Consider the following 13364-nt stretch of genomic DNA (forward strand, 5'->3'; position numbering starts at 1 on the left):
CCGAAAACCCGCGCACGTGGTCCTCACCGAGCATGGGCGCCACCCCGGAGGCTGGTCGTGGCCGGCCAGATGACTAGCATCGAGCGCGTGACCCGTGAGCCGTCGACCCGCGTGACCAGTGAGCCGACCCTGCCCGCCGCCGTGCTCTGGGATATGGACGGCACCCTCATCGACACCGAGCCGTACTGGATGGCCGAGGAGCGCGAGCTGATCGCGCGGGCAGGCGGCACCTGGACCCACGAGGACGCCCTGGATCTGGTCGGCAACAGTCTGCTGCGGTCAGCAGAGATCATCCTGGCCCGCACCCCGGTCACCGGCTCACCAGAGGAGATCGTGGAGATCCTCCTCGGCGGGGTGGTCGCCAGGACCCGGGAGAGTATGCCGTGGCGCCCGGGAGCGCGCGAGCTCCTCGAGGAGTGTGCTCGCCTGGGCGTGCCCAATGCGTTGGTCACGATGTCGTGGGCACCACTGGCGGATGTGCTGCTGGAGAACCTCCCCGGCGGGATCTTCGCGGCGGTGGTGACCGGCGACCAGGTCACGCACGGCAAGCCCTCGCCCGATCCCTACCTCCTGGCCGCCGAGTTGCTGGGCGTGGACCCTGCGAACTGTATCGCCGTGGAGGACTCACCGACCGGGGTGCGTTCGGCGACCGCTGCAGGAGTTCCCACCATCGCGGTGCCGCACGTGGTGCCCATCCCGGAGATGCCGGGCATGGTGACCGTGCCGGGCCTGGACCAGCGACGGCTGGAGGACCTGATCGCCCTGACCCAGCCGTTGCGCGAGCACACCGGATAGGCGGCAGGGCTAGCCCCTGCCGATGATCAGGCCCCGGTCAGCCCGTCGCGTCACTCTGCAGCATCATCGGCCGGGTCTGCCTGACCCGTCGCTCGCGGGTCCACGGCACGCTGCTCAGCATCGGCCGGCAACGGCGGTGGTGTGCCGCCCCAGGCTGGGCAGATCGGCTTGTGGTGGCACCAGTCGCACAGCCGGTTGCGCCTCGGGCGCCAGTCGCCGGTGTCGGCGGCCCTCTCAATGGCCGTCCACAGCGCCCTGATCTTGCGCTCCGTCGCCAGCAGCTCCTGCTCGTCGGGGGAGTACCGCAGGATCTGGCCGTCCCGCAGATAGACCAGCTGGAGCAGGGTCGGGATCACCCCACGGGTGCGCCACAGCACCAGGGCGTAGAACTTCATCTGGAAGAGGGCCTTGCCCTCCCACAGCTCGGACGGCGACCGACCGGTCTTGTAGTCGACCACGCGGAGCCGCCCGTCCGGAGCCACGTCGAGTCGGTCGACATAGCCGCGCATCGTGAGGCCGTCCACCTCGGCCTCGACATAGAGCTCGCGCTCGGCGGGCTCCAGCCGCGTGGGGTCCTCCAGGGTGAACCAGGTGCGCACAAAGCCAGCCGCCTCAGCGAACCAGGCGGCCTCGTCCGGGAGGGGTGGCTCGGCGTCGGCACCCTGGGCGGGCGCCGTCGGGTCGGGGACCGGCACGCCCGCGGCGACGTCGGAGACCGGCACGCCCTCGGCGACGTCGGGGACCGGCACGCCCGCGGCGACGTCGGGGACCGGCACGCCCGCGGCGACCAGGGACGCCAACTCGGGCTCCTCCTCGACGAGGCGCGCCCACTGCTCCGGCAGGAGCGCGATCGTCGCCTCCGGGGTGCGCTCCGCCGCGGGGAGGTCGAAGACCCGCTCCAGGGCGGCATGGACCAGGGTGCCCCGGGCAGCAGCGGCACTCGGGGGCTCCGGCAGGCGGTCCACCACGCGGAAGCGATAGAGCAGGGGGCACTGCATGAAGTCCGATGCCCGGCTGGGCGACAGTGCTGGCGTCATGTCACGAACCCTAGGCAATGCCTCTGACAGGTGCCTGCTGCCGTCCACAACCTCCCGCTCGACCACGTCGTGTGCACTGGGCAACTGGCACGTCGTCGGGTCCGCCACTCCGCACCGGTCCGGAGCAGGCACGGCGGACCGGTGCGGAGCGGGGCGCCGTCGCAGATAGTGTTGCCGCATGACAGCGCCCTCGACCAAGGCGCCCGGGTGGCGCATCGGCCGACTCGCCGGCGCACCCGTCTACATCGGTCGCAGCTGGTTCCTGGTCGCTGGGGTCATCATCGTGCTGTTCGGCCCGGTGGTCCGGAACGTCCTGCCCGACCTCGGGGCCTCGGCCTACGTGGTGGCGGGGGCCTTCGCGATCCTGCTCCTGGTCTCCGTCCTGGTCCACGAGGCCGCGCACGCCCTGGTGGGCCAGGCCTGTGGATACCAGGTCAGCAGGGTGGTCGCCGACTTCTGGGGCGGCCACACGGCATACGACAGCCGGGACAGCACCCCCGGGCGCAGCGCCCTGGTCGCCATCTCCGGGCCCCTGGCCAACGCCGCGCTGGCCGGGGTGGGGTGGCTGTGGTTGCAGCAGACCCACACCGGGACCATCGCCTTCATGCTGGCGGCCGGCTTCACCTGGGCCAACGCCTTCGTGGCCGCGTTCAACCTGTTGCCCGGCCTGCCGCTGGATGGTGGCTTCCTGGTCGACTCGTTGGTCTGGAAACTGACCGGCAGCCGCGCGCTCGGCATGATCGTGGCGGGCTGGAGCGGACGGCTGGTTGTGGTGGCGGTCGCGTGGTGGCTCATCGGTCGCCCCTGGATGAGCGGCCAGGAGTTTCAGCTGACCAGCGTGCTCTGGCTGGCGATCCTGGGTGGCTTCCTCTGGTTCGGCGCCAGCGACGCGATCAAGGTGGGCCAGGCGAGGCAGCGCCTGGAGTCGGTGCGCGTGCACGACTACCTCACACCCGTGGTGACCGTCCCAGCCGACGGGCCGCTGACACAGTTGCCTCCGCCGGTGGGCCAGCTGGTCGTGGGGACCGACCCAGCGGGCCAACCCGTCGGGGTGCTGGATCCTGCCGCGCTCGGCACCGTGCCCCGCGAGGCCTGGCCGACCACGCCCGTGAGCGCCGTGCTGCAGCACCTGCCGCCGGCCTGGGTGGTCGCCGGTGCCCCGGATGACGACATGACCGAGGTGGTGATCGCGATCCAGAGCGACCGGTTGCCCCTCGTCGCGGTCCGAGACCCGAGCGGTCACGTCCACGGCGTGATCCGGGCCAGCGACCTCTAGACTCGGCGCCTGTGACTGACACCCAGCCCGCCCCCCAACCCGCCGACCCGACCGGTGCCCAGCAGCGCCGCGGTCCGTTCCAGGTGGGTGACCGGGTGCAGCTGACCGACGCCCGCGGTCGCATGCACACCATCGCGCTGGAGGCCGGCAAGCAGTTCCACACCCACCGCGGCCACATCAAGCACGACGACCTCATCGGGTCGCCGGACGGGTCGGTGATCCCGCACAGCTCGGGCGCGGAGTATCTCGCGCTCCGACCGCTCCTCTCGGACTATGTGCTGTCGATGCCCAGGGGAGCCCAGGTCGTCTATCCCAAGGATGCCGGCCAGATCGTGACGATGGCCGACATCTTCCCGGGTGCCCGGGTGGTTGAGGCCGGCGTCGGTTCCGGAGCCCTGAGCCTGTCCCTGCTGCGGGCGGTGGGCGACGGAGGTCAACTGTTCAGCTTCGAGCGCCGCGAGGACTTCGCCGAGATCGCCCGCGGCAACGCCCGGATCTTCTTCGGCGCCGACCACCCCGCCTGGACGATCACCGTCGGGGACCTGGTCGAGGCACTGCCCCAGACCGTCGAGCCGGGCACCATCGACCGGGTGGTGCTGGACATGCTGGCGCCCTGGGACTGCCTGGACGTGGTCGGGGAGGCACTGGCCCCGGGCGGGGTGCTGATCTGCTATGTCGCCACCGCGACCCAACTGTCCCGTGTGGCCGAGGCAGCCCGCGCCGACGGCGGCTGGACGGAGCCACAGGCCTGGGAGTCCATGGTCCGTGGGTGGCACCTGGAGGGCCTCTCGGTGCGTCCGGAGCACCGGATGCACGGGCACACCGGCTTCCTGCTCACCACCCGGCGGCTCGCACCCGACACCACGGCCCCGGTGCGCCGCACCCGCCCGGCCCACGGTGCCTACGGTGAGGACTACACACCGCCAGAGGAGGAGTGGACCCCCGAGGACGTCGGCGAACGGGTCATCTCCGACAAGCGCGTGCGCAGGACCCTGCGTGGCATCACCCAGGACGTCGAGCGCGTCACCGCGGCGGAACAGACGCCCGGTCCATCGGGCTCCGCCGCCCCGTCACCAAGCCGTGCCGCACAGGAGGACGACGATCGGGGCGACGACGTCTAGGCTGGAATGACACCACTGCGAGGAGCCGAAGTGTCCGAAGAGTCCCAGGACCGTCCCGCCGTCGCCGGGCACGCCCGTGTCCGTCTGCTCGAGCAGCGCATCCTGCACCTGGAGACGCGCCTCGGCAGCGTCACGGGCCAGAACGACAAGCTCAGCGACACCCTCCGACAGGCGCGTGCCCAGATCGTCCGCCTCCGCGAGGACCTGGACTCGATGGGTGAGCCGCCCCTGAGCTATGCGACGGTGCTGCAGCGACTCCAGGACGGCAACGTCGAGGTGTCGTTCGCAGGCCGCAAGATCCAGGTCCGCGCCGTCTCCGACGTGTCGGTCGAGGAGCTCCAACCCGGTCGGGAGGTGCTGCTCAACGAGGCCCAGACGATCATCGGGATCGCGGACTACGAGCGCATCGGCGAGGTCGTCACCATCAAGGAGATCCTGGAGGACGGACGCATCCTCGTCCTGGTCCGGGGCGATGAGGAGCGGGTATGCCGTGTGGCTGGCTCCCTGCAGCCGCCCTACCGGGTGGGGGACGGGCTACTCATGGACGGCAGGTCCAGCTTCGTCTACGAGCGGATCGCCATGTCCGAGGTCAGTGACCTGGTCCTGGAGGAGGTGCCCGACATCTCCTACGAGGACATCGGTGGCCTCACCAAGCAGATCGAGATGATCAAGGACTCCGTCGAGCTGCCCTTCCTGCACACCGAGCTCTACGAGGAGCACGAGCTGCGGCCGCCCAAGGGCGTGCTGCTCTATGGCCCGCCGGGTTGCGGGAAGACGCTGATCGCCAAGGCCGTCGCGGCCAGCCTGGCCCGACAGTCTGCCGCGCGCACCGGGCAGCAGGACGTCAGCAGCTACTTCCTGAACATCAAGGGTCCCGAGCTGCTCAACAAGTATGTCGGGGAGACCGAGCGACACATCCGGACGATCTTCCAGCGTGCCCGGGAGAAGTCCAGCGAGGGCACCCCCGTCGTGGTCTTCTTCGACGAGATGGAGTCACTCTTCCGGACCCGCGGGTCCGGTGTCTCCAGTGACGTGGAGACCACGATCGTGCCGCAGCTGCTGGCGGAGATCGACGGGGTGGAGCGCCTCGACAACGTCGTGGTGATCGGCGCCTCCAACCGGGAGGACATGATCGACCCTGCGATCCTGCGCCCGGGTCGGCTCGACGTGAAGATCAAGATCGAGCGTCCGGATGCCGAGGGTGCCATGGACATCTTCAGCAAGTACCTGACCTCCGGCATCCCACTGCACCCGGACGACCTGGGCGAGCACGGCGGCGACCGGGAGGCCACCGTGCAGGCCATGATCGCCGCCGTGGTGGAGCGGATGTACACCCAGATCGATGAGAACAAGTTCCTCGAGGTCACCTACGCCGGAGGGGACAAGGAGGTTCTCTACTTCAAGGACTTCAACTCCGGGGCGATGATCCACAACATCGTGGACCGGGCCAAGAAGATGGCCATCAAGGACCTCCTGGTGTCCGGGTCGCACGGTCTCCGCGTCGACCACCTGCTGCAGGCGTGCGTCGATGAGTTCAAGGAGAACGAGGACCTGCCCAACACGACCAACCCGGACGACTGGGCGCGGATCTCTGGCAAGAAGGGCGAGCGGATCGTCTACATCCGGACCCTCATCTCCGGCAAGGACGGCACGACCCCGGGGCGCAGCCTGGAGCGCGGCAACACCGGCCAGTACCTCTGAGGCCGGCTAGTACCACTGAGCCCGTGCACCACCCCTGCGGCCGGGCAATCCCTCTGGGCAGCCAGTCCCTGAGGTGGGCAGCTGCCCGTCAGGCCTTGACCTGCTCCAGGTTCCAGAGCTGCCAGGCCGCGACGCCCGCGAGGACACCGCCACCGGCCGTGAGCACCAGGCCAGGGCCGGGAGTCCACCCGGTCATGCCGACCAGGCCGAAGAGGTGGACGAACTGCCAGACCGGGATCGCCACGCACACGGCGGCGGTCAGCGCCGCCTGGGCGATGGCTAGCCACCGGATCGGGACGAGGGCTCCGGCCAGGGCCAGCATGCCCACGGTGGCGGTCCACCGGCCGGGTCCGCCCATCCCGGTCAGATTGCCCAACGACGTATAGATCCAGGGCAGGAAGGCGCCGATCAGGATCATCGCGCTGGCTCCCAGCAGCCGCCACTGGCCGGGCAGCTTGCGGCGCCGGGTGCGCACGGGTCTGGTCTGGGTGGCCATCGGTGTCAGCCTAACGGTCGTCAGAGTGTTCGGGGCCCTGACGCGGGCACGAATCGGATCCGTGCCCGCGCCAGGGCGAGGGCGGGAGAGTCCCGCACCGGGGTGGTACGAGTCCCGGACCGGATAGTGCTCAGCGCGTGGGCGGGTCGTCCTCGTGCAACGGCTCCGCGTCGAGCTCGCCGGATGCGTGCGCCGCCACCAACGCGGTCGCGCCGGGGTAGCGCACGTCCTCGATCAGCTGCTGCACCGTCTCGGACGGCTTGGTCGTGAACTGCGACACGATGATCGTGATCACCAGGTTCACCACCATGCCGATCACACCGAACCCGGTCGCGGCGATGTCCAGGATCCCATCGCCGTTGCCCCAGATCTCCACGGTCCAGAACATGTAGGCCAGCGTGACGGCCAGTCCAGCAGCCATGCCGGTCGCAGCACCGGCTGCGGTGCACTTCTTCCAGAAGATGCCGAGCACCAGCGTCGGGAAGAAGCTGGCACAGGCCAACCCGAAGGCCAACGCGACCACTTCTCCCGCGAAGCCCGGAGGGTTGATGCCGAGGTAGCCGGCCACGACGATCGCCCCGGCCATCGAGATCCGGGCGACCAGGAGCTGTCGCTTCTCGCTCGCCTGGGGGTTGATCCGCTTGTGGTACACGTCGTTCGCGACCGAGGCGGAGATCACCAGGAGCAGACCGGACGCGGTCGACAGCGCCGCAGCGACACCGCCCGCTGCCACCAGGCCGACGATCGGGGCCGGCAGACCGCCGATCTCCGGGGAGGCCAGCACCAGGATGTCGTTGTTGATGAGCACCTCGTTGGCCGTCTGCGCGGCCGCCCCGGTGAAGTTGAGCAACCCGTCACCGTTGAGGTCGGCCGGCGTGCCACCGTCTGGCCCGGTGATCAGCCCGACATCGGTCCACGTGGTGACCCAGCTCGGCAGACTGTCCATCGCGGTGTTGTTGAAGTCCTCCAGGATGTTCACCTTCGCGAAGGCCGCCACCGTGGGCGCGGTGGTGTAGAGCAGTGCGATGAAGAACAGGGCCCACAGTGCCGAGTAGCGCGCCGCGCGAACCGACTTTGCGGTGTAGAAGCGCACGATCACGTGCGGGAGCCCCGCGGTGCCGAACATCAGCGAGGCCGTCAGCAGGAACATGTTCAGCTGATCGGTGCCCGTCAGCGCCGAAGTGTAGGAACCGAAGCCGAGCTCGGCCTGGAGAGCCTCCAGCTCGGCCATGATCTGGGTGAACCCGACCTGCGGCACCGGGATGCCGGTCATCTTGTTGGAGATGGCAAAGGCCGGGATGAGGTAGGCGCAGATCAGCACGGAGTACTGGGCGACCTGGGTCCAGGTGATGCCCTTCATCCCGCCGAGCACGGCATACAGGAAGACGATCGTCATGCCGATGATGACGCCGACCGTGGTGTTGACCCCGAGGAAGCGGCCGAACACCACGCCGACGCCGGCCATCTGACCGACGACATAGGTGAGCGAGACCACGATCGCGCAGATGACCGCGATCAGCCGGGCGGTCTCGTTGTAGCGGTCACCCACGAAGTCGGGGATGGTGTACTTCCCGAACTTGCGCAGGTAGGGCGCCAGGAGCATGGCCAGCAGCACGTAGCCACCGGTCCAGCCCATCAGGTACGCCGAGCCGGAGTAGCCGTTGTAGGACAGGGCGATCAGCCCGGCCATCGAGATGAACGACGCGGCGCTCATCCAGTCGGCGGCGATCGCCGCACCGTTGGCCGGTGCCGGGATGCCGCCGCCGGCGACGTAGAAGCCGGCCGTGTCACTGACCCGGCTGCGATAGGCGATGTAGATGTAGAGCGTGAAGGACAGGCCGACGAAGACGAGGGTCCAGAGCTGGATGTCACTCACGAGTGGTGCACCTCCTCCTCGTACTCTTCGACGCCGAACTTCTTGTCGAGCGCGTCCATCCGCCAGACATAGATGGCGATCAGGATCAGGAAGACGAGGATGGCGCCCTGCTGGGCGAACCAGAAGCCGAGTGGGACCCCCATGAAGGAGACCGCATTGAGGGCGTCGGCGAACAGGATGCCGGCGCCGTAGGACACCAGGGCCCAGATGATGAGCAGGACCGTCATCAGGCGGAGATTGGCGCGCCAGTACTCCCGGCGCTGGTTCATGTCCATGGGGTCACCTCGGGCCACGGCGGCGGCGGGGGAGCGGGGATCATCGAAGTCTCCTCAGCTGGGTACGGACGCCGCGGCAGGCCACGACGGTGTGACTCCAGTCACGCTAGGGCTCACGGGGTGGCCTCGGGAGGGCGACACGGGGACCGCGCGGCGAGTGGCGGGAGCAGGCGATAGTCGGCCACGGCGACCGCGACGAACGGTCCATCACGCGGGATAAACGGTCCTCGGTATGCCGCATGGTTGGCGGAGCGGGTCCGCCTGAGGCCCAAGCCTCTGGGGCCTAGGTCCGGGACCTCCAGCGGTCCTCGGGGTCCCAGTCGCCGCGGTTCAGGTCGACGCTCTCGGGGGTGTGCAGGCGAATCATCGTGCGGGTGACGCCGGCGGCGATCCGGCGCGGCGTGGCCAGCGACACCCCCACCATCGCCAGGAAGGCCAGGGGCATCGTCCACGCGGCGGGCTGGGCCAGCAGTGGCCCCCACCAGCCGCTCTGCGGTGACCACAGGATCGTCCCCAGCACCGCCAGCGTGGAGAGCCCACCGCCGGTGACCAGCCCGGCGATGGCACCCGCGTCCGTGAGCCGTCGCCACCAGATCCCGAGCACCAGCAGCGGACAGAAGCTGGAGGCGGCGACCGCGAAAGCCAGACCGACCACGTCAGCGATCCCGAGGGACGGGCTCGACAGGGCCAGGGTGATGGGGACGACCAGCGCCAGGAGAGCGCTGAGCCGGAAGGCCCGCACCGGGTTGCGCACCCGCCGTCCGATGAGGTCCTGCGAGAGCACACCGGCCACCGAGATCGTGAGCCCGGAGGAGGTGGACAGAAACGCGGCGAAGGCGCCGGCGGTGACCAGGGCGGTCAGCGCATCACCTGCCATCCCGTCGATGAGCCGTCCCGGCAGCAGCAGGACGACGGCATCGGTGCGTCCGGTGAGCAGCAGCTCCGGGGTGTAGATCCGGCCGATGGCTCCGTAGATCGTCGGCAGCAGGTAGAACAGGCCGAGCAGCCCGAGCACGGCCACCGTGGTGCGCCGAGCAGCCCGCCCGTCTGGGTTGGTGTAGAAGCGCACCAGCACGTGCGGCAGGCCCATCGTGCCGAAGAACAGGGCCAGGATCAGCGAGTAGGTCGAGTACAGCGGGTGCTCGCTGGCCGCCCGGAGGGGGAGCAGCCAGTCGTCGCCTGCCAGGGGGGTGAGGGAGTCGGCGTGCGGGATGAGCGCTCCGGCCGGGAAGGTCACCTCGGTGCCGGTGGTCAGGGTGTGGCTGCCGGGACCGAGCCGGAGAGCACCGTCCACCGGTTCCCCGTTCACGATCCCCTCCGCCCACACCTCGAGAGGCTCCTGGACGGCCACGGACACACTCGTGGCGATCTCGACCGAGGTGTCCGCGGCAAAGACCGGCGGGCCGTCCTGGTTGATCGTCGGGGTGCCCTGCGACTGCCAGACCAGCACGATGAAGATCGCCGGCAGAGCCAGGGCAGTCAGCTTCAACCAGTACTGGAACGCCTGCACGAAGGTGATGCTCCGCATACCGCCGGAGAGCACCCCCACCAGGACGACCACGGCGACCAGGACCGGCCCCAGCCACTGGGGCGCACCGGTCACGGTGCGCACGGTGAGTCCGGCGGCCTGGAACTGGGGGAGCAGGTAGAGCCAACCGATGGTGACGACCAGGACGCTGGCCGTCCGCCGGGCGGGCAGCGACTCCAGACGGGCCTCGGCGAAGTCCGGCAGGGTGTAGGCCCCGGATCGTCGCAGCGGGGCGGCGACCAGGACCAGCAGGACCAGATAGCCGGCCGTGTAGCCCACCGGGAACCAGAGCATGTCGGCCCCGTAGGCCAGCACCAGCCCGGCGACACCGAGGAAGGAGGCCGCCGAGAGGTACTCACCACCGATGGCCGAGGCGTTCCAGAACGGGGTGACAGTCCGCGAGGCGACGTAGAAGTCGCTGGTGGTTCGGGCGGCGCGGATCCCCACGATGCCGACCAGGATCGTGGCCACCGCGGTGACCAGGATGGCGGCCATCCCGATCGTGGGGCTCATCGGCGGTTGAGGATGTCCGCGAAGTCGCGCTCGATGCGCTCGGCGTTGCTGGCATAGAACCACGCGGCGCCGAGGAACGCGGGATAGACCACCACGCCCAGGATCAGCCACGGCAGGGTGATCCCGAGGACACTGATGGCGGTGATCTCAGGGAACACCCGGAAGACAAGTGGGAGGGCAGCCAGGACCCCTAGCGCGACCGTGAGCACCGCCAGGGCCAGGCGCAGCTGGGAGCGGATCAGCGAGGAGATGTAGACCTCACCGAGCTCGGTCTGCTCATCGATCTCGTGGGTCAGCGAGGCGGGGCGCATCCGGGGCCGCAGCCGGCTCGGGTGGGTGACAGTCACCCGCTCCCTCATCGGCTCGCCCGCTTGACCAGCAGGTCCCGCAGCTCGCGGGTGTGGCGCCGGCTGACCGTCAGGCCCTGACCGCCCACGACGACGGTGTAGCGGCCACCGTCCACCCGGATCTCCTCCACGTGCTGCAGCGAGACCAGGTGGCTGCGGTGGATCCGGACGAACCCGGCGTCGGCCCAGCGCTCCTCCAGGGCCGCCAGCGGGGCACGCAGCAGGTGGCTGCCGTCGGAGGTGTGCAGCCGGGCATAGTCACCCTGCGCCGTGACATAGCGGATCTCGCTGCGACGCACGAACCTGGTGACCCCGGCGAGCTCGACGGGGATCGACTCATCCGGTGGGTCCTCCGAGCCGGGGGAGGCCACGCCCTCGATGTGCTCCAGCGCCCGGCCCAGGGCCGCGCTCAGCCGCGCGGGACGGTAGGGCTTCATCACATAGTCGACGGCCTGCACGTCGAAGGCGTCCACGGCGTGGTTCTCATAGGCCGTCACGAAGACGACGGCCGGGGGCCGGCGGAAGCGCGCGAGCACGCGGGCCAGGTCCAACCCCGACAGGCCAGGCATGCGGATGTCGAGGAAGACGATGTCGACGTCCTCCTGCTCCAGGAGGCGCAGCGCGCCGGCGCCCTCGGTGGCGGTGAGGACGCGGTCGACACGGTCGTCGGCCGACAGCAGGTGCGCTATCTCGCGCAGGGCTGGCGGTTCGTCATCGACGGCGAGGACGCACGGCATACGAGGCAGGGTAGTCGGCTCGTCAAGATCGCGTCGGGAATCATCCTGACCGTCGGGTGGCGGGCTCAGCTGGCGTGCACCCCGGGGGCGTACTTGGGCACCCGCAGGCTGATCCTGGTCCCGGCACCCGGGGCGGTCTCGACGACCAGCCCGTGCTCGTCGCCGAAGACGCTGCGGAGGCGCTCGTCGACGTTGCCCAGCCCGACGTGGTCGCCGCTCTCGCCGACCAGGTTCTGCAGCACCCGCTCGGGCTCCATGCCCACGCCGTCGTCCTCGATGCTGATGCTCGCCTCGTTGCCGGCGTCCTCGGCCACGATGGTGATCCGGCCGGTCCCCTCTCGTCTCTCCAGGCCGTGCCGCACCGCGTTCTCCACCAGCGGCTGCAGGCACAGGAAGGGCACCGCGACCGGCAGCACCTCGGGGGAGACGCGCAGGGTCACCTCGAGTCGCCCACCGAAGCGGGCCTGCTCCAGGGTCAGGTAGCGCTCGATGGAGCGCAGCTCCTCGGCCAGCGTGGTGAACTCACCGTGCCGCCGGAAGGAGTAGCGGGTGAAGTCGGCAAAGTCCAGCAGGAGCTCCCGGGCGTGCTCGGGGTCGGTGCGCACGTAGGACGCGATCGCCCCCAGGCTGTTGTAGATGAAGTGGGGGGAGATCTGCGCCCGCAGTGCCCGGATCTCCGCCTCGGCCAGCTTGGCGCGGGAGCGGTCCAGCTCCGCGAGCTCCAGCTGGCCGGACACGAACCGCGCAACCTCCTCGACCGCGCGCACCAGACGCGCCGAAGGACGGCTGCCCGTGTAGGCCGTGAGCGCACCGACCACGTGGTCCTCGGTCGTCAGCGCCGCGGTGACGGCGTGCCGCACCAGGCACTCCGGGTCCGCGCAGGCCACGGGGGTCGGGCCGAGCACCCCCGTGGAGCCGTCCCGGACCGTCGCGCGGGCGTGGCTCACCGCGTGGTGGGCATGGGCGTCGGAGCCCGTCCCGTCCCAGGCCAGCAGGGTGGTGCCGTCGGTGAGCGCGATGGCCGGCACCCCCAGCAGGTCCCGCAGGTGTCGTGCGGCACGCTCGGCTCCCGCCTCGAGCCCGGCGCGCAGGGCGGGTGTGGCCAGACTGCTCATGTGCAGGACGCGGTAGGTTGCCTGGTCCTCGGTCGTCCCCAGCACCAGGCGCGAACGGACGAACCAGGTGAGCAACGCGGCACCGGCGGCGATGATGAGCAGCCCGATCCCGACGGCCAGCGCGGTGTCCATGGCCGGTCAGCCTAGAGCCAGACTCGATCTAGGACCCGGCACGACGCAGCAGTATGCCGATCAGTCGCCATCCCAGGAGCCCGGCGCCGAGCGCCAGGGTCGCCACGACCAGGAACGGCAGGGCGGTGCCCTGGCCCGAGAGTGCACGCAGGCCGATCCCGCCGAAGAGGGTGACCAGCCACAGCAGGCCGCCGGCCCGGAAGGCTGCGTGGCGCAGTCCGAGGAGGTGGTTCGCAGCCCAGCCGATGACCAGGGCCGCCAGGAACGGCCAGAGCGCGTGCAGGGTGCCCACAGACAGGACGCCCTCCTGGTGGGTGACGCGTCCGATGAGGACGAAGGCGAGGACCACGAGCAGGTCCGGGAGATAGCGCACCGGCCCAGGGTGTCATAGCGACACGCTAGACTCGGTGAGGAG

General features: G+C 69.9%; 12 protein-coding genes and 1 pseudogene. 4 read left to right on the plus strand and 9 right to left on the minus strand.

What is annotated here, in order from left to right:
* The first annotated feature begins 87 nt into the window (after positions 1 to 87).
* Entirely contained in the window at positions 88 to 795 is a 708-nt protein-coding gene (locus DPQ65_RS05590; protein ID WP_238146699.1) for an HAD family hydrolase, read from the plus strand.
* Positions 796 to 845: 50 nt separating this feature from the next.
* Here the strand turns inward: DPQ65_RS05590 and DPQ65_RS05595 are convergent, their stop codons facing one another.
* Positions 846 to 1832, minus strand: a complete 987-nt coding sequence (locus DPQ65_RS05595) for a RecB family exonuclease (RefSeq protein WP_114906392.1) — start codon at positions 1830 to 1832, stop codon at positions 846 to 848.
* A gap of 178 nt (positions 1833 to 2010) precedes the next feature.
* On the opposite strand from DPQ65_RS05595, the gene DPQ65_RS05600 reads away from it, so the two are divergent.
* The 3 genes and pseudogenes from DPQ65_RS05600 to arc all read left to right on the plus strand — a co-directional run bounded on the left by DPQ65_RS05600 (position 2011) and on the right by arc (position 5930).
* On the plus strand, positions 2011 to 3108 hold the full coding sequence (locus tag DPQ65_RS05600; protein WP_114906393.1) for a site-2 protease family protein: 1098 nt from the start codon (positions 2011 to 2013) through the stop codon (positions 3106 to 3108).
* Positions 3109 to 3119: 11 nt separating this feature from the next.
* The gene (locus tag DPQ65_RS05605; RefSeq protein ID WP_114906394.1) at positions 3120 to 4229 is read left to right on the plus strand and encodes a tRNA (adenine-N1)-methyltransferase; all 1110 of its coding nucleotides are present in this window, start codon (positions 3120 to 3122) and stop codon (positions 4227 to 4229) included.
* Positions 4160 to 5930, plus strand: a pseudogene (arc, locus tag DPQ65_RS05610) (proteasome ATPase). The gene DPQ65_RS05605 and the pseudogene arc overlap by 70 nt, the downstream one beginning before the upstream one ends.
* Positions 5931 to 6018: 88 nt before the next feature.
* Here arc and DPQ65_RS05615 read toward each other — a convergent pair.
* The 8 genes from DPQ65_RS05615 to DPQ65_RS05650 form a co-directional block, all read right to left on the minus strand.
* Positions 6019 to 6426, minus strand: a complete 408-nt coding sequence (locus DPQ65_RS05615) for a hypothetical protein (RefSeq protein WP_202863021.1) — start codon at positions 6424 to 6426, stop codon at positions 6019 to 6021.
* 130 nt (positions 6427 to 6556) lie between these two features.
* Positions 6557 to 8302: a sodium:solute symporter family protein gene (locus DPQ65_RS05620; protein WP_114906396.1), complete on the minus strand. Its 1746-nt coding sequence runs from the start codon at positions 8300 to 8302 to the stop codon at positions 6557 to 6559.
* Entirely contained in the window at positions 8299 to 8577 is a 279-nt protein-coding gene (locus tag DPQ65_RS05625) for a DUF4212 domain-containing protein (protein WP_202863022.1), read from the minus strand. Before DPQ65_RS05625 ends, DPQ65_RS05620 begins: the two co-directional genes overlap by 4 nt.
* A 283-nt stretch (positions 8578 to 8860) precedes the next feature.
* A complete protein-coding gene (locus tag DPQ65_RS05630) occupies positions 8861 to 10618 on the minus strand; it encodes a sodium/solute symporter (protein ID WP_114906397.1) in 1758 nt (585 codons plus the stop codon).
* On the minus strand, positions 10615 to 10965 hold the full coding sequence (locus DPQ65_RS05635; RefSeq protein ID WP_238146701.1) for a hypothetical protein: 351 nt from the start codon (positions 10963 to 10965) through the stop codon (positions 10615 to 10617). The genes DPQ65_RS05630 and DPQ65_RS05635 overlap by 4 nt, the downstream gene beginning before the upstream one ends.
* 8 nt (positions 10966 to 10973) lie before the next feature.
* Complete coding sequence (locus DPQ65_RS05640; RefSeq protein WP_114906399.1) at positions 10974 to 11702, minus strand: LytR/AlgR family response regulator transcription factor; 729 nt, start codon at positions 11700 to 11702, stop codon at positions 10974 to 10976.
* 65 nt (positions 11703 to 11767) lie between these two features.
* Positions 11768 to 12949 (minus strand): sensor histidine kinase, encoded by a 1182-nt coding sequence (locus DPQ65_RS05645; RefSeq protein ID WP_114906400.1) that lies wholly within the window; start codon positions 12947 to 12949, stop codon positions 11768 to 11770.
* 28 nt (positions 12950 to 12977) lie between these two features.
* A complete protein-coding gene (locus DPQ65_RS05650; RefSeq protein ID WP_114906401.1) occupies positions 12978 to 13322 on the minus strand; it encodes a DUF3054 domain-containing protein in 345 nt (114 codons plus the stop codon).
* Positions 13323 to 13364 lie beyond the last annotated feature (42 nt).

This window comes from Ornithinimicrobium murale (assembly GCF_003352835.1).
In the GTDB taxonomy this organism is placed as follows: Bacteria; Actinomycetota; Actinomycetes; order Actinomycetales; family Dermatophilaceae; genus Ornithinicoccus; species Ornithinicoccus muralis.

What these genes read in the sequence shown, in the direction of transcription:
- DPQ65_RS05595 (WP_114906392.1), bottom strand. Translation starts at nt 1,832, where the DNA reads ATGACGCCAGCACTGTCGCCCAGCCGGGCATCGGACTTCATGCAGTGC.
- DPQ65_RS05600 (WP_114906393.1), top strand. Translation starts at nt 2,011, where the DNA reads ATGACAGCGCCCTCGACCAAGGCGCCCGGGTGGCGCATCGGCCGACTC.
- DPQ65_RS05615 (WP_202863021.1), bottom strand. Translation starts at nt 6,426, where the DNA reads ATGGCCACCCAGACCAGACCCGTGCGCACCCGGCGCCGCAAGCTGCCC.
- DPQ65_RS05625 (WP_202863022.1), bottom strand. Translation starts at nt 8,577, where the DNA reads ATGGACATGAACCAGCGCCGGGAGTACTGGCGCGCCAATCTCCGCCTG.
- DPQ65_RS05630 (WP_114906397.1), bottom strand. Translation starts at nt 10,618, where the DNA reads ATGAGCCCCACGATCGGGATGGCCGCCATCCTGGTCACCGCGGTGGCC.
- DPQ65_RS05640 (WP_114906399.1), bottom strand. Translation starts at nt 11,702, where the DNA reads ATGCCGTGCGTCCTCGCCGTCGATGACGAACCGCCAGCCCTGCGCGAG.
- DPQ65_RS05645 (WP_114906400.1), bottom strand. Translation starts at nt 12,949, where the DNA reads ATGGACACCGCGCTGGCCGTCGGGATCGGGCTGCTCATCATCGCCGCC.